This is a genomic window from Microlunatus aurantiacus (genome assembly GCF_039536605.1).
GTDB lineage: Bacteria > Actinomycetota > Actinomycetes > Propionibacteriales > Propionibacteriaceae > Microlunatus > Microlunatus aurantiacus.
The window spans coordinates 398354-418096 of sequence record NZ_BAAAYX010000002.1 but is presented as its reverse complement, the minus strand read 5'-3'; the positions used below and the strand labels follow the sequence as shown (position 1 = coordinate 418096).

The 19743-nt window shown below is 71.9% G+C and carries 20 protein-coding genes; 10 read left to right on the top strand and 10 right to left on the bottom strand.

From position 1 onward, the window contains the following. The first annotated feature begins 6 nt into the window (after positions 1 to 6). Entirely contained in the window at positions 7 to 402 is a 396-nt protein-coding gene (locus tag ABD714_RS02085) for a VOC family protein (protein ID WP_344810602.1), read from the top strand. Positions 403 to 445: 43 nt separating this feature from the next. Here the strand turns inward: ABD714_RS02085 and trpS are convergent, their stop codons facing one another. Continuing rightward, entirely contained in the window at positions 446 to 1471 is a 1026-nt protein-coding gene (trpS, locus tag ABD714_RS02080; protein ID WP_344811264.1) for a tryptophan--tRNA ligase, read from the bottom strand. A gap of 22 nt (positions 1472 to 1493) precedes the next feature. Next, positions 1494 to 2882, bottom strand: coding sequence for a hemolysin family protein (locus tag ABD714_RS02075; RefSeq protein ID WP_344810601.1), 1389 nt, complete (start codon positions 2880 to 2882; stop codon positions 1494 to 1496). 86 nt (positions 2883 to 2968) lie between these two features. On the opposite strand from ABD714_RS02075, the gene ABD714_RS02070 reads away from it, so the two are divergent. Further along, entirely contained in the window at positions 2969 to 4153 is a 1185-nt protein-coding gene (locus ABD714_RS02070; protein ID WP_344810600.1) for a GNAT family N-acetyltransferase, read from the top strand. Here ABD714_RS02070 and ABD714_RS02065 read toward each other — a convergent pair. Further along, a complete protein-coding gene (locus ABD714_RS02065; RefSeq protein WP_344810599.1) occupies positions 4106 to 4276 on the bottom strand; it encodes a hypothetical protein in 171 nt (56 codons plus the stop codon). The two genes, ABD714_RS02070 and ABD714_RS02065, sit on opposite strands and share 48 nt — an antisense overlap. A gap of 256 nt (positions 4277 to 4532) precedes the next feature. On the opposite strand from ABD714_RS02065, the gene ABD714_RS02060 reads away from it, so the two are divergent. From ABD714_RS02060 to ABD714_RS02050, 3 genes are read left to right on the top strand one after another with little or no spacing between them, the layout of a single operon-like run. Then, positions 4533 to 6545, top strand: a complete 2013-nt coding sequence (locus tag ABD714_RS02060) for an aldo/keto reductase (RefSeq protein WP_344810598.1) — start codon at positions 4533 to 4535, stop codon at positions 6543 to 6545. 9 nt (positions 6546 to 6554) lie between these two features. After that, positions 6555 to 7541: a LacI family DNA-binding transcriptional regulator gene (locus ABD714_RS02055; RefSeq protein ID WP_344810597.1), complete on the top strand. Its 987-nt coding sequence runs from the start codon at positions 6555 to 6557 to the stop codon at positions 7539 to 7541. A gap of 52 nt (positions 7542 to 7593) precedes the next feature. After that, the gene (locus tag ABD714_RS02050; protein WP_344810596.1) at positions 7594 to 8910 is read left to right on the top strand and encodes a UDP-glucose dehydrogenase family protein; all 1317 of its coding nucleotides are present in this window, start codon (positions 7594 to 7596) and stop codon (positions 8908 to 8910) included. 26 nt (positions 8911 to 8936) lie between these two features. On the opposite strand, the gene ABD714_RS02045 is transcribed toward ABD714_RS02050, so the two are convergent. From ABD714_RS02045 to ABD714_RS02035, 3 genes are all read right to left on the bottom strand, one after another. After that, a complete protein-coding gene (locus tag ABD714_RS02045; RefSeq protein WP_344810595.1) occupies positions 8937 to 9644 on the bottom strand; it encodes a ZIP family metal transporter in 708 nt (235 codons plus the stop codon). Positions 9645 to 9653: 9 nt separating this feature from the next. Then, the gene (locus tag ABD714_RS02040; protein ID WP_344810594.1) at positions 9654 to 11876 is read right to left on the bottom strand and encodes an NADP-dependent isocitrate dehydrogenase; all 2223 of its coding nucleotides are present in this window, start codon (positions 11874 to 11876) and stop codon (positions 9654 to 9656) included. A gap of 125 nt (positions 11877 to 12001) precedes the next feature. Next, positions 12002 to 12604: a uridine kinase family protein gene (locus ABD714_RS02035; protein ID WP_344810593.1), complete on the bottom strand. Its 603-nt coding sequence runs from the start codon at positions 12602 to 12604 to the stop codon at positions 12002 to 12004. A gap of 127 nt (positions 12605 to 12731) precedes the next feature. Here ABD714_RS02035 and ABD714_RS02030 point away from each other — a divergent pair, with 127 nt between their 5' ends. The 4 genes from ABD714_RS02030 (at position 12732) to ABD714_RS02015 (ending at position 16448) form a co-directional block, all read left to right on the top strand. Beyond that, positions 12732 to 13718, top strand: coding sequence for a malate dehydrogenase (locus tag ABD714_RS02030; RefSeq protein ID WP_344810592.1), 987 nt, complete (start codon positions 12732 to 12734; stop codon positions 13716 to 13718). 118 nt (positions 13719 to 13836) lie between these two features. Then, on the top strand, positions 13837 to 14577 hold the full coding sequence (locus tag ABD714_RS02025) for a DUF4190 domain-containing protein (RefSeq protein ID WP_344810591.1): 741 nt from the start codon (positions 13837 to 13839) through the stop codon (positions 14575 to 14577). Positions 14578 to 14619: 42 nt separating this feature from the next. After that, positions 14620 to 15228: a DUF4190 domain-containing protein gene (locus ABD714_RS02020; protein ID WP_344810590.1), complete on the top strand. Its 609-nt coding sequence runs from the start codon at positions 14620 to 14622 to the stop codon at positions 15226 to 15228. Between the two features lie 29 nt (positions 15229 to 15257). Further along, positions 15258 to 16448, top strand: coding sequence for a M20 metallopeptidase family protein (locus tag ABD714_RS02015; RefSeq protein WP_344810589.1), 1191 nt, complete (start codon positions 15258 to 15260; stop codon positions 16446 to 16448). An 83-nt stretch (positions 16449 to 16531) separates the two neighbouring features. On the opposite strand, the gene ABD714_RS02010 is transcribed toward ABD714_RS02015, so the two are convergent. Continuing rightward, the gene (locus ABD714_RS02010) at positions 16532 to 17020 is read right to left on the bottom strand and encodes an AAA family ATPase (RefSeq protein ID WP_344810588.1); all 489 of its coding nucleotides are present in this window, start codon (positions 17018 to 17020) and stop codon (positions 16532 to 16534) included. Between the two features lie 116 nt (positions 17021 to 17136). On the opposite strand from ABD714_RS02010, the gene ABD714_RS02005 reads away from it, so the two are divergent. After that, positions 17137 to 17706: a mycothiol transferase gene (locus ABD714_RS02005; RefSeq protein ID WP_344810587.1), complete on the top strand. Its 570-nt coding sequence runs from the start codon at positions 17137 to 17139 to the stop codon at positions 17704 to 17706. Between the two features lie 20 nt (positions 17707 to 17726). Here ABD714_RS02005 and ABD714_RS02000 read toward each other — a convergent pair whose 3' ends face one another. Genes ABD714_RS02000 through ABD714_RS01990 form a run of 3 tightly spaced genes read right to left on the bottom strand, consistent with a single transcriptional unit; the run spans position 17727 to position 19656 of the window. Continuing rightward, entirely contained in the window at positions 17727 to 18098 is a 372-nt protein-coding gene (locus ABD714_RS02000) for a VOC family protein (RefSeq protein ID WP_344810586.1), read from the bottom strand. Next, entirely contained in the window at positions 18095 to 18745 is a 651-nt protein-coding gene (locus tag ABD714_RS01995) for a Pr6Pr family membrane protein (RefSeq protein ID WP_344810585.1), read from the bottom strand. Before ABD714_RS01995 ends, ABD714_RS02000 begins: the two co-directional genes overlap by 4 nt. Continuing rightward, positions 18742 to 19656 (bottom strand): LysR family transcriptional regulator, encoded by a 915-nt coding sequence (locus tag ABD714_RS01990; protein WP_344810584.1) that lies wholly within the window; start codon positions 19654 to 19656, stop codon positions 18742 to 18744. The genes ABD714_RS01995 and ABD714_RS01990 overlap by 4 nt, the downstream gene beginning before the upstream one ends. Positions 19657 to 19743: the final 87 nt, after the last annotated feature.

The following is a 19743-nucleotide window of genomic DNA, read 5'->3' as shown; positions in this document are numbered from 1 at the left end:
GGGAGCATGGAGCGACCCCGGCTGCAGCTCACCTCGATCACCGTCGGCACCGACGACCCGCACGGTCTGGCCGCGTTCTACCGCGAGCTGCTGGGCTGGCGGGTGACCGGGGACGACCCACCCGTCGGCGACGACCCCGGCTGGGCCCAGCTGAAGCCGCCGGACGGGGAACCGGGGCCGACCCTGAACCTGGAGGGCGAACGCCGGTTCGTCCGACCCGTCTGGCCGTCGGCCGACGGCGGGCAGAACGCCACCCAGCACCTGGACATCTGGGTGCAGGACCTCGAGGCCGCCACGGCGTGGGCGGTCTCGGTCGGCGCGGTTCTCGCCGACGTCCAGCCGCAGGACGACGTCCGGGTGCTGTTCGACCCGAGCGGGCACCCGTTCTGCCTGTTCCTCTGACCACCGGCCCGTTCGGGCTCCGTCACGCCGGCGGCACCCGACCTCAGCGGGCCGGCAGCAGACCCACCTTGGCGTACACGTCCGCCACGGTCTTGGCTGCGACGTCGCGGGCCCGGGCCGCACCGTCGGCCAGGATCGCCTCCAGCTCGCCCCGCTCCCCCAGCAGCTCGAGGGTCCGGTCCCGGAACGGGGTGGCGAAAGCGGACACGGCGTCGGCCACGGCGCCCTTCAGATCGCCGTAACCGCGGCCGGCGAAGTCGGCGACCAGCTGCTCGACCGGGGTTCCGGTCAGCGCGCTCAGGATGGTCAGCAGGTTGGAGACACCCGGCTTGGCCACCTCGTCGAAGGTGATGGTCCGGTCGGAGTCGGTGACCGCGGACTTGATCTTCTTCACGTTGACCCGGGGCTCGTCCAGCAGGTTGATCAGCCCGGCGGGTGAGACCGCCGACTTGCTCATCTTCGCCGTGGGGTCGGCGAGGTCCTGGATCTTGCCGACGGCGGCGATGATGTGCGGTTCCGGGACGGTGAAGGTCTGGCCGTAGCGGGCGTTGAAGCGGACGGCCAGGTCGCGGGTCAGCTCCAGGTGCTGCCGCTGGTCCTCGCCCACCGGCACCTTGTCGGCCTGGTACAGCAGGATGTCGGCGGCCATCAGGATGGGGTAGGTGAACAGCCCGACGTTGGCCGCGTCGGCGCCGGCCTTGGCGGCCTTGTCCTTGAACTGGGTCATCCGGTTGGCCTGGCCGAACCCGGTCAGGCAGCTGAGCACCCAGGCCAGCTGGGTGTGCTCGGGGACGTGGGACTGGATGAACACCACGGACCGCTGCGGGTCGATCCCGGCGGCCAGCAGCTGGGCGGCGCCGAGCAGGGTCTGCTCCCGCCGCAGTGCCGGGTCCTGGTCCAGGGTCAGCGCGTGCAGGTCGGCGATCCCGTAGAACGCCTCGAAGTCGTCCTGCATCGGCACCCACTGCCGCAGCGCCCCGAGGTAGTTCCCCAGGTGCAGCGAGTCGGACGTCGACTGGGCCAGGGAGAGCGCGCGGGGACGGTGGGCGTCGGAGGACATGGCCGCCATTGTTCCACGCACGCCGGCGGGATCAGCGGGTTCTCGTCGCACCGGCCGGCGGCTCGGCCACCGCCCCGTCGGCGGTGGCGGCAGTCTCGGTCGGGACCCGCTTCACCTCCAGCCGGGCGGCCCGGCGACCGTCCAGCTCGGTCACCGTCAGCTCCAGCCGGACGGTCTCGTCGTCGTCCTCCCCCGGCTGCACCGCGTCGACCTCGATCCTGGCCTGCGCGGTCGGCAGCTGCCCCCGGGCGGCCATGAAGAACCCGGCGACGGTGTCGTACGGCCCGTCGGCCAGCACGAACCCGGTCTGCTCGGTGAAGTCGTCCAGGGTGCTCAGCCCGTCCACCTCGAAGGTGTCGGGCCGCGACTGGTGCGAGGCGGGGACGACCACGTCGTACTCGTCGGTGATGTCGCCGACCAGCTCCTCGACCAGGTCCTCCATGGTGACGATGCCCGCGGTGCCGCCGTACTCGTCCAGCACGATCGCCAGGTGGCAGCTCTCCCGGCGCATGTCCGACAGCGCCCGGAGCACCCGCACGGTGTCGGGCAGGCTGACCACGGGACGGACCAGGTCCGAGACGGGCGTGGACCGGTTGCTCACCTCGGGGTCGAGCAGGTCGCGGACGTGGACGAAGCCGATGATGTCGTCGGCCGAGTCGCCCATCACCGGGTAGCGCGAGTGCGGGGCCTGCAGCACCTCGCGGACGGCCTTGTACGCCGGCATGTCGCCGGGCAGGAAGTCGACCTCGGTCCGCGGCAGCATCACCTCGCGCAGACCGCGGGCCCCGGCGTCGAAGACGTCGTCCACGATCCGGCGCTCCTCGTCGCCGAGGGTCGAGGAGCCGCTGACCAGGGCCCTGATCTCCTCGTCGGTGACCTCCTCACGACCGGCGTTGGGGTCGCCCCCGAGGATGCGGACGACGACGTCGGTGGACACGCCCAGCAACCAGATCACCGGACGGGCGAGCTTGGCGATGAAGTCGACGGTGGGCGCCAGCGCCAGCGCGTAGGCCTCGGACCGCTGCAGAGCCAGACGCTTGGCGGTGAGCTCGCCGAGCACGATGGAGACGTAGCTGATGATCGCGGTGATGATGACCAGGGCGATGGTGTCGGCCACCGTGGCCGGGAGACCGGTGAACCAGCGCTGCAGCGCGGGGCTGAGGGCGGCGGCCAACGTCGCCCCGCCGAACGCGGCCGACAGGAAGCCGGCCAGGGTGACCCCGATCTGCACGGCGGACAGGAAGCGGTTGGGGTTCTCGTTCAGGCGGGCGACGGTGCGGCCGCGGGATCCCCGGTGGGCCAGCTGCTTGACCTGGCTGTCACGGAGGGACACCAGAGCCATCTCGGCCCCGGCGAACACCCCGCCCACGCAGATGAACAGCAGGATGAGAACGGCGTTGAGGACCAGCTCGGACGTCATCGTCGGGTCGTCACGGTGGCGGGGGAGCTGGGAGTCACCTCCGCAATCGTAGTGAACTCTGCCGACGGGTCCGCTTGGATGGACACATGTCCGCCGACGGTCTGTTCCCCGACGTGGTCCCGGTGCTCGTCGACCCGGCTGCCGGCGTGCTGCTGCGGGCCCACCGGGAGTCCGACGTGCCGGGCATCGTCGCGCAGTGCCGCGATCCCGAGACGATCCGGTGGACCACCGTGCCCACTCCGGCCGGCGGCTACGGCGAGGACGAGGCCCGCGCCTTCCTGGAGGTGATCCCGTTCGGTTGGGAGGGCGGCGGCCCGTACGTCTGGGCGATCGAGCTGCTGGCGGTCGACGGCCACCCGGCGGTGCCGTTCGCCGGGAGCATCGACCTGCAACCCCGCGAGCCCGGTGTCGTCGAGGTCGGCTTCGGGCTGCATCCGGCCGCTCGTGGTCGTCGGGCCATGACGGCGGCCCTGCGGCTGGTTCGCGACCACGGGTTCGACCTGCTGGGGATGCGGGCGATCCGTTGGAAGGCTGCGGTGGGCAACTGGGCCTCACGGCGTACGGCGACGGCGGCCGGGTTCCGCTTCGACGGCTCCGCCCGCTGCCTGCTGTCCCACCGCGGCGAGCTGCTGGACGGCTGGCAGGCCACCATCACCGCCGACGACCCGCGGGTGGACCTCTCCTGGCCGTCGCCCCCGGTCCTGACCGGAGACCGGACCACCCTGCGACCCTTCCGCGACGCCGACGCCGGTCGGGTGGTGGGGGCCTGCGGTGACGCCGAGACCGCCCACTGGCTGGTCTCGCTGCCTCAGCCGTACGGGATCGCCGACGCGCACCGGCACCTGGAGGGCGTGCGGGAGATGGCGGCGCAGCGCACCGGCTGGGCCTGGTGCGTGGCCGACACCGAGGACCGCTGCGTCGGCTCGGTCAGCCTGGAGGGGTTCGGCGGGTACGCGCGCCGGCTGGAGATCGGCTACTGGGCGCACCCGGACGCACGGGGACGCGGGCTGGTGGCCGAGGCGGTGCGGCTGGTCACCGCGAAGGTGGCGGCCGACGACCTGGCCGACTCCGTGATCATCCGCTGCGCGGCCGGCAACCACGCCTCGCGGCGCGTCGCGGAGGCCGCCGGCTACGTGCGCAACGGAGTCCAGCCGGCCAGCGAGCCGCTGGGTGACGGCACGCTGGACGACCTCGTCCTCTACACCCGAGAGCCTGGGCAACCGTCAGCCCTTCAGCGCCCCGGCGGCGATGGTGGCGATGAAGTGCCGTGAGCCGATGATGACGACGCCGATCGGCGGGACCACGCTGGTCACCGCGCCGGCCATGATCATCCCGTGGTCGGTGGCGTAGACCGAGCTGAGGGTGGCCAGGGCGGTCTGCAGCGTCTGGGTCACCTTCCGTCGACGATGACGATCGGAACCCCTGAGGTACGTGAGCGTTCACGGATGGGAGCCAGACGACCATCGGGATCGAGCCGCCGCCAATCCTCTGCTCCGAGCAGGACGCCGTTTCTCCCTGTGCACACACGACATCAGGGGCAGTCCGGTCCTTGACCGCGGGCATCAGCAGCCTCTAGTGTCGAGACGGGCTGGTGAACGTTCACGGCCACGCCCCTTCCCTCCAGCCTGTCTCCCCGAAGGGAACCGTGTGATGTCCTCACCCGCCGTGCCACCCGTCCGCTGGGCCGTCCTCGGACCCGGTTCGATCGCCCGCCGGTTCGTGTCGCAGCTGCCCGGCTGCCCCGGTGCCAGCCTGGTGTCCATCGGCAGCTCCGACCCGGAGCGGGCCGCCCGGTTCGCCACCGAGCAGGTCCCCGGCCAGTCGGTGCGCACCGGGTCGTACGAGGACGTCCTGGCCGACCCGGAGGTGGACGCGGTCTACCTCTCGACCGTGCACACCACCCACCCGCAGCTGGCCATCGCCGCACTCGAGGCCGGCAAGCACGTGCTCTGCGAGAAGCCGTTGGGGGCCAACCACGCCGCGGTGATGGCCATGGCCGAGGTGGCGCGCCGCTCCGGCCGGGTGCTGCTGGAGGCGTACATGTACCGCTTCCACCCCCAGACGCAGAAGGTGCTGGAGCTGGTCGCCGCCGGGGCGGTCGGTGAGGTGGCGCACGTGGACGCGTCCTTCGCCTTCCGAGCCGGCGAGCGGTCCGGACGGCTGTTCGACCCCAGCACCGCCGGGGGCGGCATCCTGGACGTCGGCGGCTACCCGGTCTCCTACGCCCGCGCGATCTTCGGCGCGGCCGACGGTCGCCCCGTGCTGGAGCCGACGGCGGTCTCCGCCCGCGGCTCGCTGGGTCCGACCGGGGTCGACGAGTGGGCGGTCGCCGACCTCACCTTCGCCGGCGGCCGGACCGCTTCGGTGCGCACCGGTGTCCGGCTGGCCGACCCGACCACCGTCACCGTCTACGGCTCCCGGGGCACGATCCACCTGAGCGACCCGTGGACGCTCGGCACCGATCAGCGGATCGTGGTCAGCACCACCGACGACGAGCAGGTGATCGAGTTCAGCGGCGACCTGCCGTACGCGTTGGAGGCCGAGGGCCTGGCCCGGGCCACCGCCGGAGAGCGCCCAGGCACCGTGCCGCAGATGAGCCTGGCCGACTCGCTCGGCAACGCCGCCGTGCTGGACGGCTGGCGCGAGCAGATCGGTCTGCGCTACCCGTTCGAGGCCGACGACAGCTACCTGCCGACCGTCTCCGGGCGACCGCTGGCGGTCCGCGACGACGCCGTGATGCCGTACGGCAAGATCGACGGGCTCGACCTGCCGGTGTCCCGGCTGGTGATGGGCTGCGACAACCAGCAGACCCTGGCCCACGCGTCGGCGATGTTCGACCACTTCTTCGCCGCCGGTGGCAACGCCTTCGACACCGGCTACATCTACGGCGGCGGGCTGCAGGAGCGGCTGCTCGGTCGCTGGATCGCCAACCGCGGGATCCGTGACCAGGTGGCGATCCTGGTCAAGGGCGCCCACACCCCGCACTGCGACCCGGACTCGATCAGCCGGCAGCTGACCGAGTCGCTCGAGCGCCTGGGCACCGACCACGCCGATCTCTACCTGATGCACCGGGACGATCCCGAGGTCGGGGTCGAGGAGTTCGTCGACGTGCTCGACGCCGAGGTCCGCAGCGGCCGCATCCGGGTCTTCGGTGGCTCCAACTGGACCCCGGCCCGCCTCGACGCGGCGAACGCGTACGCCGCACGGACCGGCAAGCAGGGCTTCTCGGTGCTCAGCAACCACTTCGGCCTGGCCGAGGCGTACGACGTCCCGTGGGCCGGCTGCGAGCACGTGACCGACCCCGCCTCGAAGCAGTGGCTGACCGAACGGCAGATCCCGCTGTTCCCCTGGTCCTCGCAGGCACGAGGCTTCTTCACCGGCCGGGCCCGGCCCGACGACCGCAGCGACGCCGAGCTGGTGCGCTGCTACTACAGCGACGACAACTTCGAGCGGCTCCGGCGGGCCAGTGAGCTGGGTGAGTCGCTGGGGGTGGCGGCGACGGCGGTCGCGCTCGCCTTCGTGCTGCACCAGCCGTTCCCCACCTTCCCGCTGATCGGTCCTCGCAGCATCGCCGAGACGGCGTCCTCGATGGCCGGTCTGGCCGTCGAGCTCAGCCCGGAGCAGGTGGCCTGGCTGGGTCTGCGCCGCGAGCAGCGGCCCTAGGCCGGCGGGATGCAGCGGGCGGCCACCATCCACGACGTCGCCGCGGCCGCCGGGGTGTCGCGGCAGACGGTGACCCGGGCGATGAACGCCATGCCCGGGATCAACGTCGACACCCGCGAGCGGGTGCTGGCAGCCGCCCGTGAGCTCAGCTATCGACCGTCGCGCTTCGGCCGGGGTCTGGTCAAGGCCGACCACCGGATGCTCGGTCTGGTGCTGGACGACCTCACCAACCCGTTCTACCCGCAGCTGGCCTCGGCCGTCACCGGGGCGGCGGGCCGCGCGGGCTGGAACGTGGTGCTCACCGACGCCACCCACGCCGTCGACCGGGAGGCGCTGCTGGCCGACCTGTCCCGGCAGGTCGACGCGGTGATCGGCTATCTGTGGCTCGACCCGTCGGTGCAGGCCCGGCTCTTCGCCGGCGTGCCCGTGGTGGAGATCGACCCGATCCGACGGCAGCCGCTGAACGGGGCGGTCACCTTCGACCTGCGACCGGCGATGCGCGATCTCGTCCGCCACCTCACCGCGCACGACGTACGCCGACCGTTGATGGTCGACCAGGCCCGCCCCGGCGAACGCTCGGGCCGGGCCAAGGTCTTCGCCTCCGAGCTGGAGCGCGTCGGACTGGGTGGCGACCACGTCAGCATCGCCACCGGGTCCACGGCGGGCGATCTGGCCGCCATCGGGGCCGCGCTGGACGCCCACACCGACGCCGACGTCGTCCTGGTCTACAACGACCTCCTGGCCCTCGGCGTGCTCGGGGCGCTGCGCCACAGGGGTCGCCGGGCGCCCGACGACGTGCGCGTGGTCGGCATCGACGGACTCAGCATCGGCGAGCTGGTCGCTCCCCGCCTGACGACGCTGGCCCTGGACATGGCCGAGGTCGGCCGCTCCGCCACCGAGCTGGTGCTGGGCATGCGGGCCGGTGAGCTGCCGCTCACCGGCGCCGCGGTACGCCGCAAGGTCCGCCACCGGCTGCTGCTCCGCGACTCGGCCTGACCTCGTCTCGCGCCGCACCGCCGAACCGGACCGCGGATGAGAGGGTGGGGCGATGACTTTGCGGGTGAGTGTCATCGGCACCGGTTATCTCGGAGCCACGCACGCGGCCGGTATGGCCGAGGTCGGGCACCGGGTGATCGGCATCGACGTCGACCCCGTGCGGATCGCCGTCCTGGCCGCCGGCCGCTCGCCCATCTACGAGGACGGTCTGGAGCCGCTGCTGGTCCGGCACACCCGGAGCGGCCGGCTGCGGTTCACCACCGACTACCGCGAGATCGCGGACTGGGCCGACGTGCACTTCCTCGCCCTGGGCACCCCGGCCGGACCCGGCGGAGCCGCCGACCTGCGCCAGCTGGAGGCGGCGATCGACAGCCTGGCCCCGATGCTGACCAAGCCGACCCTGGTGGTGGGCAAGTCGACGGTCCCGGTCGGCACCGCGCTGCAGCTGCAGGAGCGGCTGCGCGCGCTCGCTCCGGCCGGCGACCGGGTCGAGCTCGCCTGGAACCCCGAGTTCCTGCGGGAGGGGTTCGCGGTCGAGGACACCCTCCGGCCCGACCGCCTGGTGTTCGGCGTGCAGAGCACCGCCGCCCTGGACCTGCTCGAGCAGGTGTACGCCATCCCCCTCACCGAGGCCACCCCGGTGGTCCGCTGCGACCTGGCCACCGCCGAGCTGATCAAGACCGCGGCGAACGCCTTCCTGGCCACCAAGATCAGCTTCATCAACTCGATGGCCCAGATGTGCCAGGCGGCCGGAGGCGACGTCGTGCTGCTGGCCGACGCACTCGGCTACGACAAGCGGATCGGACGGGAGTTCCTGAACGCCGGTCTGGGTTTCGGGGGCGGCTGCCTGCCCAAGGACATCCGGGCGCTGGCCGTGCGGGCCACCGAGCTCGAGGTCGACGTGCTGGCCCAGCTGATCGAGGCGGTGGAGGCCATCAACGAGGGACAGCGCGCCGAGCTGGCCGAGCTGACCGTCGAGCAGCTCGGGGGTGACGTGACCGGGGCCCGGATCGCCGTCCTCGGCGCCGCCTTCAAGCCGGGCACCGACGACACCCGCAACTCTCCCGCCCTCACCGTGGCGAACCGGCTGCACGCCGCCGGTGCCCGCGTGGTCATCTACGATCCGCAGGCCGAGCTCGCACCCAAGGCCGACTTCACCCAGGTCGCGACGGTGGACGAGGCCGTGACCGGCGCGGAGATCGTGCTGCACCTGACCGAGTGGCCGGAGTTCCGCTCCCTCGACCCCGTCGCCCTGGGCGCGCTGGCCACGAACAAGATCATCATCGACGGCCGGCTGAAGCTGCACGCGCCCACCTGGCGCGACGCCGGCTGGAAGGTCGTCCAGATCGGTCGCGCCACGTCGCTGTAGGCCGGACGCGCACTCGACGACCTCGGTCAGCCCAGCACGGACAGACCGGCTCCGACGGCGAACCCCAGCACGGTGAGCAGCCCGGCGATCTCGCCGGCCTTCTCCCGGGCCTCCGGGATCATCGAGTCGACCAGCATGACCAGCAGCGCGCCCGCGGCGAAGCCGTCGACGACGCCGGAGAAGCCCGGACCGGCGACCTGCGCCGCCCCGTAGCCGCCGATCGTCGCGAGCGCGCAGGCGACCGACACCGCGAGCCACAGCCCGAGGACCACCCGTCGCGACCGTCCGGCCTTCAGCAGGTCGCTCGCCGAGCCGATGCCCTCGGGCAGGTTCGAGACGAAGATCGCCACCAGCAGGGCGATGCTGACGCCCTCACCGGACGCGATGCCGATGCCGAGCACCGCCTGCTCGGGCACCCCGTCCAGAAGGGCACCGAGGGCCAGCGGCAGCCCGGCGGTTCCGCCGCCACCGCGCCGACCGATCCGCTCGAGCGCGCGGGTTGCCAGGTAGAAGCTCAGGGCTCCCACCGCCAGCCCGATGGCAACCGGCAAGGGGCCGGCCGTACGGGTGCCCTCCTCGCTCAGCTCGAAGGCGACGCTGGAGATCAGCGCACCGGCGCCGAACGCCAGCACGCCGCCGATCACCCGGTCGGACCACCGACGTCCGAGGGCGAGCAGGGCGCCGAGCGTGAGCGAGGACGCCGCGACGACGCCCCAGAGCAGCGCGCCGAGCACCTCGTCAGGTCAGAGAGCTGCGAGGGCCGAGGTGAACGTGGCCGACGGGCGCATCACGGCCGTCGCCAGCTCGTCGTCGGGGCGGTAGTAGCCGCCGATGTCGACCGGCGAGCCCTGCACGGCCAGCAGCTCGTCGGTGATCACCGTCTCCTGCTCCCGCAGCTTCGCCGCGAGGGCGCCGAAGTCGGCCGCCAGCTCGGCGTCCTCGGTCTGAGCGGCGAGCTCCTCGGCCCAGAACAGGGCCAGGTAGAAGTGCGAGCCGCGGTTGTCGATCGAGCCGACCCGGCGGGCCGGCGACTTGTTCTCGTCCAGGAACGTGCCCGTCGCCCGGTCCAGGGTGTCGGCCAGCACCTGCGCCCGCTTGTTGTTCGTGGTCTGGGCCAGGTGCTCCAGCGAGACCGCCAGCGCCAGGAACTCGCCCAGGCTGTCCCAACGAAGGTAGTTCTCCTTGACCAGCTGCTGCACGTGCTTGGGCGCCGAACCTCCGGCGCCGGTCTCGAACAGACCGCCGCCGTTGATCAACGGCACCACCGACAGCATCTTGGCCGAAGTGCCGAGCTCGAGGATCGGGAACAGGTCGGTCAGGTAGTCGCGGAGCACGTTGCCGGTCACCGAGATGGTGTCCTCACCCCGCCGGATCCGCTCCAGCGAGAAGGCGATCGCCTGCTCCGGCGCCAGGATCGAGATCTCCAGCCCGGTGGTGTCGTGCTCGGGCAGCGTCTCGTTGATGAGGGCGATCAGGTTGGCGTCGTGGGCCCGCGTCTCGTCCAGCCAGAACACCGCCGGCAGGCCGGTCGCCCGCGCACGGCTGACGGCCAGCTTGATCCAGTCCCGGATCGGGACGTCCTTGGTCTGGCACATCCGCCAGATGTCGCCCGGCTCCACCTGGTGCTCGAGCACGACCGTGCCGGCGGAGTCGGTGACCTTGACGGTGCCGGCCGCGGCGATCTCGAACGTCTTGTCGTGCGAGCCGTACTCCTCCGCCGCCTGGGCCATCAGGCCGACGTTGGAGACCGACCCCATGGTCGACGGGTCGTACGCACCGTGGGCCCGGCAGTCGTCGAGGACGACCTGGTAGATCCCGGCGTACGAGGAGTCTGGCAGCACCGCCAGGGTGTCGGCCTCCTGGCCGTCCGGTCCCCACATGTGGCCGGAGGTCCGGATCATGGCCGGCATCGAGGCGTCCACGATCACGTCCGACGGCACGTGCAGGTTGGTGATGCCGCGGTCGGAGTCGACCATGGCGAGCGCCGGACCCTCGGCCAGACCGCGGTCGATGGCGGCCTTGATCTCGGCCCCCTCCGGCAGCGCGTCGAGCCCGGCCAGGATGCCGCCGAGACCGTCGTTGGGCGACAGACCGGCAGCGGCCAGGGTCGCGCCGTACGTGGCGAACACCTCCGGCAGGAACGCCTTGACCGCGTGCCCGAAGATGATCGGGTCGGAGACCTTCATCATGGTCGCCTTGAGGTGGACCGACAGCAACACGTCCTCGCCCTTGGCCCGGGCGATCTGCTCGGTCAGGAAGGCCTGCAGGGCGGCCACCCGCATCACGGTGGAGTCGACGACCTCGCCGGCCAGCACCGGCACCGACGCGCGCAGCACCGTCTCGGCACCGGCCGCGTCGACCAGGCTGATCTTCAGCGTCGTGTCGGCCGGGATCACCACGGACTTCTCGTTGCTGCGGAAGTCGTCGGCGGTCATGTGCGCGACGTTCGTCTTGGAGTCGCTGCTCCAGGCCCCCATCGAGTGCGGGTGCTTGCGCGCGTAGTTCTTCACCGACAGCGGGGCCCGACGGTCCGAGTTGCCTTCCCGGAGCACCGGGTTGACCGCGGAGCCCTTGACCTTGTCGTAGCGGGAGCGGACCGAGCGGGCGTCGTCGTCCTGCGGGTCATCGGGGTAGTCGGGCAGGTCGAAACCCTGCTGCTGCAGCTCGCGGATCGCGGCCTTGAGCTGGGGGATCGACGCGGAGATGTTGGGCAGCTTGATGATGTTGGCCTCGGGCGTCTTGGCCAGCTCACCGAGCTCGCCCAGCGCGTCGGCGACCTGCTGGTCCTCACGCAGCCGCTCCGGGAACTGGGAGAGGATGCGACCGGCCAGGGAGATGTCGCGGCTCTGCACGTCCACCCCCGCCTTGGCGGCGTACGCGGCGATGACCGGCAGCAGGGAGTACGTCGCCAGCAGCGGCGCCTCATCGGTTCGGGTATAGACGATCCGGGCGGACGGCTGGACCATGCGGCAACTCCTTGGCCTGGGGGAACGGACTCGGCGCGTACCCGATCGGAGGACCGGGGCGACCGTCTTTCTTGACATCAAGATATCGCGGGCGTGACCGGTTGGCCCACCGTCAGCGCCGCGGTTCAGTCTGCCCGAGCGCTCGGGGCCGGGTCCACCGGCCCTGCTGACCGGCTCTCCGGCGACGCAGGCTCGGGCACGTGGACGAGGTCGACCCGGTCCCACGGCCGCTGGTCGGCGGCGTACGCCTCTTCCATCGGGATCCAGTCGTCAGCCCACCGCTGCGCCAGGGCGGGACCGTCGCGATCGGCGATCCGGGCGCGCCGCAGCGCGACCGGTGCCTCGATCCAGACGGTGAAGTCCCACGGCACCGGCAGCCGGACGTCGGTCGCCGAGACGCCCTCCACGATCACGGGGACCCCCGCCGGCACCTCGTGCCACTCCGCGCCGACGTCGTGGGTGAAGTCCCAGCGCTGGTAGAGAGCCGGGCGACCGGCCAGCAGCGGCTCCACCACCTGGCGGACGAACCGGTCCCGGTCCCAGCCGGGGAGGTCGGGGCGGGCGAAGTCGTCGTTGTGGATCACCACGGCCCCGGTCAACGCAGCGGCGATCCGGGCGGCCAGGGTCGTCTTGCCGGCGGCACCGAACCCGTCGACACCGACCCAGCGGGTGCCGGTCAGACCGGCCAGGGCGGCGACCACGGCCGCCACCGGATCCGTCGTGGGCACCGTCGTCCCTCCCCCCGCCGAGACACCTCGACCGCGGACTCACCGTGCCGGGATCGGTCGGACCTTGCTAGCGTCACCCTACGAGAGCCGGTCGCCGGCGACAGTCGATGAGTTCCGAGGAGATCGCGTGAGCACACCCGTCAAGGTCGCCGTCACCGGGGCCGCCGGGCAGATCGGTTACAGCCTGCTGTTCCGGATCGCCAGCGGTTCGCTGCTGGGACCGGACACCCCGGTCCAGCTGCGGTTGCTGGAGATCACCCCGGCGCTCAAGGCGCTCGAGGGCGTGGTGATGGAGCTGGACGACTGCGCGTTCCCGCTGCTGTCGGGAGTGGAGATCGGCGACGACGCGAACGTCGTCTTCGACGGCGCCAACATCGCCCTGCTGGTCGGCGCCCGGCCGCGCAGCAAGGGCATGGAGCGCGGCGACCTGCTGGAGGCCAACGGGGCCATCTTCAAGCCCCAGGGGGCGGCGCTCAACGCCCACGCCGCAGACGACATCAAGGTGCTGGTGACCGGCAACCCGGCCAACACCAACGCTCTGATCGCCAAGAGCAACGCGCCCGACATCCCCGCCGAGCGGTTCAACGCCCTGACCAGGTTGGACCACAACCGGGCCCTGGCCCAGCTCGCGGCCAAGACCGGGACGACGGTCAACGACATCCGGCACCTGACGATCTGGGGCAACCACTCCGCCACCCAGTACCCCGACGTCTTCCACGCGGAGGTGAACGGCCAGAACGCCTCCGAGCTCGTCGACCAGGCCTGGCTCGAGTCGACCTTCATCCCCACCGTGCAGCAGCGCGGGGCGGCGATCATCGAGGCCCGGGGCGCCAGCTCCGCCGCGAGCGCGGCCAATGCCACGGTCGACCACATGCGGGACTGGGTGCTCGGCACCCCCGAGGGTGACTGGGTGTCCATGTCGGTCCCCTCCGACGGGTCGTACGGGATCGCCGAGGGCATCATCACGAGCTTCCCGTGCACCACCTCCGGGGGTGACTACAGCATCGTCCAGGGACTGGAGATCAACGAGTTCTCCCAGGCCAGGATCGACGCCAGCGTCGCTGAGCTCCAGGAGGAGCGCGAGGCAGTGCGCTCGCTCGGCCTGGTCGACTGACCCGGACGGAGCGGGTCTTCGGGGTCGTTCCGCGTGGACGGCCCCGGATGGCACCCGGGTTAGGGAACACTGGGTGCCATGACTGACAGTGGCGGCGGACAGCGCGACGAGCGGCCCGGTGACCGCCCCGAGTTCGGCCCCGGGGTCCAGGTCCGGCGACGCCTACACGCCCTCCGCATCCTGGGAGTCCAGCCGGGGCAGCAGCTGGGAGAACGCCACCCCGTACGAGAGCCCCTGGGCTCCGCCGCACTCCTCCGCGACAGCGGCTTCGGGAACGTCTGCGGTCGAGCAGCCCGGCGCCGAGGACGGTCCCTGGCCGAGCTACCCGGAACCCGATCCGCAGGACCCCGGTCCGTCAGCACCGCCGTACGGCGGTGTGCAGGGCTACGGCTCACCCACCGCCTACGGCCAGCCCCCCGGCTATCCCCCGCCGCCCGACCAGTCGAGCTACCCCCAGACCCCGGCCTACGGCCAGCAGCCCGACTACGGACAGCAAGCCGGATACGGCCAGCAACCCGCGTACGGCCAGCAACCTGCGTACGGTCAGCAACCCGGGTACGGGGTGAATCCCTACCAGCAGCCGGGCTACGGCGGCTACGTCCTGCCGAACCACCCGCAGGCGACCACGGCCCTGATCCTCGGCATCGTCGGTCTGGCCCTGTGCCCGTTCGTCGGCATCGGAGGTTTCGTCCTCGGTGGGCGGGCCCGACGCGAGATCGACGCCTCGCCGGGCCAGTGGGCCGGCCGGGGCGTCGCCACCGCCGGCTGGGTGCTCGGCATCATCTCGATCGTCTACGCCGCCCTCGTGCTGGTGTACGTCGTCGTCCTCGGCATCGGCGTGGCCGTCAGCGGCAGCTGAACCGAACACCCCACCCTCCCACCAGACAAAGGAAGAACCCTCGTGAGCGACAACAACCCGAACCAGCCGCAGGATCCGAACCGGCAGTCCTGGGACCCGAACCAGCCGAGCGATCCCGGCCAGTCCCACGATCCCGGCCAGTCCTACGATCCCGGCCAGTCCTACGGCTCCGCCCAGTCCTACGGGTCCGCTCCGTCGCCGGAACCCACCCAGCAGTACGGCTCCACCCAGTCCTACGGCTCGGCCCAGTCGTACGACTCGGCGTCGTCCTACGGCTCCGCGTCCTCCTACGGGTCGGCGTCGGAGGTGCCGGGCGGCTACCAGCAGCAGGGCTACCCGCCGGCCAACCAGTCCGGCTACGTCGTGGCGCAGCCGTACGGTGCCCTGCCCGAGCACCCCCAGGGCACCACCATCCTGGTGCTCGGCATCGTCGGTCTGTTCGTGACGATCTGTGCCCCGATCGCCTGGTACATGGGCAGCAAGGCCCAGAAGGAGATCGCGGCGTCCGGCGTCCGCTACGCCAACGAGCAGAACATCGCCATCGGCAAGATGATCGGCATGGTGCTCACCATCCTGGCGATCATCGGCCTCGTGGTGGCCATCATCTTCATCATCATCGCGGTCGTCGCCGGCGTCGCGAGCGGTTCCTGAGGTCGGGACGGACGGGACGGTCGGCCGTCGTGACGCCCGGTTTCGACGACGACCTGGTGGTCCTGCGGCGACGGCTGCACCAGGTCCCGGAGGTGGGTCTCGACCTGCCCGAGACCCAGGCGATCGTGCTGGCGGCGCTGGCCGGCACCGAGCTCGAGATCACGACCGGCACGTCGGTCTCCTCGGTGGTCGCGGTGCTGCGCGGCACCGCCCCCGACCACACGGGCCGCGTGGTGCTGCTGCGCGGCGACATGGACGGGCTGCCGGTGGTCGAGGCCAGCGGGGAGCAGTTCGCCGCGACGGGCGACACCATGCACGCCTGCGGTCACGACCTGCACACCGCCGGACTGGTCGGTGCGGCCCGGCTGCTCACCCAGCGACGCGCGGAGCTCCGCGGCGACGTGGTCTTCATGTTCCAGCCCGGCGAAGAGGGGTGGGACGGTGCCGGCGCGATGATCGCGGAGGGTGTGCTGGACGCGGCCGGTCGCCGAGCGGATGCCGCGTACGGGTTGCACGTGTTCGCCAACATGCTCCCGCTGGGCGTGGTCAGCAGTCGTCCCGGTCCGCTGATGGCGGCGTCCTCGGGGCTCTACGTCACGGTCCGCGGGGCGGGCGGGCACGGGTCCCGACCGCACGCCGCGGCTGACCCGATCGTGGTCGCGGCGGAGATCGTCACCGCGCTGCAGACGATGGTCACCCGGCAGTTCGATCTGTTCGACCCCGTGGTCATCACCGTCGGCACCTTCCACGCCGGCACCCGGCGCAACATCATCCCCGAGACCGCCACCTTCGAGGCGACCGTGCGGACGCTGTCGCCGGAGCACCTGAACGCCGTCGAGCAGGCGTCGGTGCAGCTGGCCGAGCAGATCGCGGCCGCCCACGGTTGCCGGGCCGAGGCGCGGTTCGAGCGGGAGTACCCCCTGACCGTCAACGACGGTGAGGCCACCGCCTTCGCGCTGGAGGTGGCCACGGACCTGTTCGGCCCGGACCGCCTCCACCGGCTGGCCAACCCGCTGATGGGGTCCGAGGACTTCAGCCGGGTCCTGGCCGAGGTGCCGGGCTGCTACCTGTTCGTCGGTGCCTGCCCCGGTGACCCGAACGCCTCACCCGGCAACCACGCCCCCGGGGCCCGGTTCGACGACAGCGTGCTGGGCGACTGCGCCCGGCTGCTGGCCGAGCTGGCGGTCCGTGATCTCGCCGCGGGTGGCGTCGGCGGCTGACCGGCCGTCCGATCCGCCGTCCGCCGCCGGGGCCGGGGGCCGTGCGGAAGCACGTCCCCGCCGGAGCACGGCGGTCCGGCGTCTCATCCGACCAACCGCAGGATCTCGTCGACGACGTGCTCGAGCGGGGCCGTCGCGTCGATGACGATCCCGGTGGCCGGGAGGTCCCGACGGGTGCGGTGCAGCTCGGCCACGAACCGTCGCTGCTCCTCCGTGCCGCCGAACTCGTCCGCCGGGCGGGCGGTCAGCCTCCGGTTCAGCGTGTCGGTGTCGACGTCCAGCACGAAGACGCCGTCGAACAGGTGCAGGAACCGGGAGTGGTTGCGCGAACCGCCGCAGAAGTACGTCACCGGCCGGCTCCGGTCGGCGACCAGGGCCTCCACCCGGTCGACGCGCCAGACATGGTGCTCGTGGCGGGCGCCCGCCGTCGGCTCCCCGGTGACGGGATCGCCTTGGTAGGCCAGCTCGGTGTCGCCGTTGACCGCGTGGTGGCCGCGCAGCTGGAGCTCACGGCAGACCGACGTCTTGCCCGTGCCCGAGACGCCCTCGATCAGGTAGTTCCTGTGACCCACCAGGGCAGGCTACGAGAGGTCCCGCACCGTCCGCCGTCCCGTCCGTGGGCCCACGGCGTACCCGGCGGTGCTCACGGCTGGGCGCGCGACGAGGGATCGCCCGTAGTCTCGGCGTCATGGGTGAGCCGACCTTTCCCGAGCCGCCGCTGGCGGGCACCGAGACCGAGACCCTGCTGGGTTCTCTCGAACGCCAGCGGGCCACCTTCCGGTGGAAGGTGGCCGACCTCGATGCCCGGGGCCTGTCCCTTCGTGTCGGTGCTTCCGAGCTCACGTTGGGGCGGCTGCTGAAGCACCTGGCCTACCTGGAGGATCTGAACTTCCACCGCGATCTGGGGGGTGGTCCGCTCCCGTCTCCGTGGTCGGACCGTGCCGCCGACACCGTCAGCACCTGGGCGTTCGCCTCCGCCGATCTCGACCCACCGGCGACGTTGTACGAACTGTGGCAGGACGCGGTGACCCGCTCACGGTCGGCCGTGGCCCAGGCCCTGACGCGGGGCGGGCCAGGACTGACCTTCCCGGTCCGCGGTCAGAGCGTCACGGTGCGCCGGCTCCTGGTGGACATGATCGAGGAGTACGGCCGGCACACCGGACACGCGGACCTGCTCCGCGAGGCGGTGGACGGACGCGTCGGCGAGGATCCACCCGGGAGACCCCACCCCTACCGCCACGACGCTCCTCCCGGCTGATGAAGGTGGCGATCCTCCGGTCACTCGGGCCGGTGGCAGACCGCCTCCACGTTGTTGCCGTCGGGGTCGCGGACGAAGGCGCCATAGTACGTCGGGTGGTACTCCGGCCAGACGCGGGGCTCGTGCAGCACCTCCGCCCCGAGGGCGGTGGCTGCGGCGAAGAAGGCCCGCACACTCGCCCGGTCCGGTGCCGTGAAGGCGATGTGAGACTCCCGGAACCCCTCGCCGGAGTTGAGCTCCCCGACCCAGAAGTCGGGGTGGGACTCGGTCCCGAAGCCGATGGCCACACCGAAGTCCATCTGCCGGGAGCAGCCGAGCGGAGCCAGGGCGGCGTCGTAGAACGCGGCGCTGGCGGCCAGGTCGGTGCACTGGATGCCGAAGTGATCGATCATGGCGCGATCGTGGCACGCGGCACCGACAGCACCCGGTCCAGGCGCCAGCACGCCGTGCTCAGCCCCGCGAGCAGCACGGCGATGGCCCCGCACGTGAGGGCCACGGGAGCGGCACCTCGCGCCGACACGTCCAGGAAGGGGTACGGGTACCAGCCGGTGAGGCCACCGGCGACCAGGGTGCAGACCAGCCACGCGACGGGCCAGACCATCGACCGGGCCACCGTCGGCGCCGTGATCCGCGGTCGGGGACCGAAGGCCAGCCAGCCCAGCACGGTCAGCGCCGGCGCCGCCACGTGCACCAGGACGTCACCGACCGCCTCTCCACCGGTCAGGGTGGACAGCGGTCGGAGCAGGAACCAGTGCACCAGCCCGGTGACGGTGATCATCACCAGGGAGGCGAGGCGCAGCACCCGCCAGATCGGGCCGTCGTGCCCCGGGTCGCGTACCAGGGGCAGCACGGTCGCGATCACCACCAGGTTGGACTGGATGGTGAAGTAGCCGACGAAGTGCCACAGCCGCACGGGCAGCGGGAACGTCTCGGTGGTCACCGTCGACGTCCCGGCGACCGTGACGGCCAGCTGGATCAGGACACCGACCAGGGCGACCGTCACCGTCGCCGCCGCCCAACCACGGACCAGCGACCTCATCGGGCACCAGCGAGGGTCGCACCACTGCCCGCCGGCGCCGGGGCGGCGGCGGCCCGCGACCCGAGGCGGACCAGCTCGGCCAGCACCGTCCGCACCGCCGGGGTGTCGGCCACCCCGTCGCGGACCAGTGCGAAGATCGAGCGGACCGGCGTGGGGCTCACCACCGGGACGGCGACCACGCCGTCCGGCAGCTGCCGGGCCCCCAGCTGGGGCAGCACCGTCAGACCGATGCCCGCGGCCACGAACGCCATCGCGGTCGGGTAGTCGTGGGCCTCGACGTGGAACGGCGGGCTGAAGCCGGCCGCGTGGCAGGCCTCCACCAGGTTGCGGCGACACCAGCCCCGCGCGAAGTCGTTGTCCACCCAGCGGTCGGCGGCGAGCTCGACGAGGTCGATCTCCGACCGGCCCGCCGACGGGTGCCCGACCGGCAGCACCGCCACGTACGGGTCGTCGAGCAGGTGCTGGACCACCAGGCCGGGCCGGTGGATCGCGCCCTGCTCGACCGCTATCTGGAGATCCGGGCGCTCGGCCGGGTCGGTCGGCACGTCCTCGCGCAGCGCGAGGTCCAGCCGGACCGCCGGGAACTCCCGCATCATGGTCGCGACCACCGTGGGCATCCAGGCCGAGCCGACCGACGCGAAGTAGGCGATGGACAGCGCACCGGTGCGGCCGGCCCGCAGGTCGCCGACCACGGACTCGACCTCGCCCAGCCGGGACAGGACCCCGTCGATCTCGACGGCCAGCGCGCGACCGGCCGCGGTGGGCTCGATCCCCCGGCCAACCCGTGAGATCAGGGCCAGCCCGGTCTCGCGCTGCAGCGCGGTCACGTGCTGACTCACGGCCGAGGGGGTGTAGCCGAGGTTGGTGGCCGCGGCCTGGATCGAGCCGCTGGCCACGACGGACCGGAACACGCGAAGACGGTGGACATCGAGCACGGTGCTGACACTACAGTCAGACTGAACAAAGATGAAGGAGACGTTGCTTGTGCTTACGTCTCC

Excerpts from the sequence above, each read along its gene's own strand:
- ABD714_RS02085 (WP_344810602.1), top strand. The coding sequence starts at position 7 with ATGGAGCGACCCCGGCTGCAGCTCACCTCGATCACCGTCGGCACCGAC.
- trpS (WP_344811264.1), bottom strand. The coding sequence starts at position 1,471 with ATGGCGGCCATGTCCTCCGACGCCCACCGTCCCCGCGCGCTCTCCCTG.
- ABD714_RS02075 (WP_344810601.1), bottom strand. The coding sequence starts at position 2,882 with ATGACGTCCGAGCTGGTCCTCAACGCCGTTCTCATCCTGCTGTTCATC.
- ABD714_RS02070 (WP_344810600.1), top strand. The coding sequence starts at position 2,969 with ATGTCCGCCGACGGTCTGTTCCCCGACGTGGTCCCGGTGCTCGTCGAC.
- ABD714_RS02060 (WP_344810598.1), top strand. The coding sequence starts at position 4,533 with ATGTCCTCACCCGCCGTGCCACCCGTCCGCTGGGCCGTCCTCGGACCC.
- ABD714_RS02055 (WP_344810597.1), top strand. The coding sequence starts at position 6,555 with ATGCAGCGGGCGGCCACCATCCACGACGTCGCCGCGGCCGCCGGGGTG.
- ABD714_RS02050 (WP_344810596.1), top strand. The coding sequence starts at position 7,594 with ATGACTTTGCGGGTGAGTGTCATCGGCACCGGTTATCTCGGAGCCACG.
- ABD714_RS02040 (WP_344810594.1), bottom strand. The coding sequence starts at position 11,876 with ATGGTCCAGCCGTCCGCCCGGATCGTCTATACCCGAACCGATGAGGCG.
- ABD714_RS02005 (WP_344810587.1), top strand. The coding sequence starts at position 17,137 with ATGGGTGAGCCGACCTTTCCCGAGCCGCCGCTGGCGGGCACCGAGACC.
- ABD714_RS02000 (WP_344810586.1), bottom strand. The coding sequence starts at position 18,098 with ATGATCGATCACTTCGGCATCCAGTGCACCGACCTGGCCGCCAGCGCC.
- ABD714_RS01995 (WP_344810585.1), bottom strand. The coding sequence starts at position 18,745 with ATGAGGTCGCTGGTCCGTGGTTGGGCGGCGGCGACGGTGACGGTCGCC.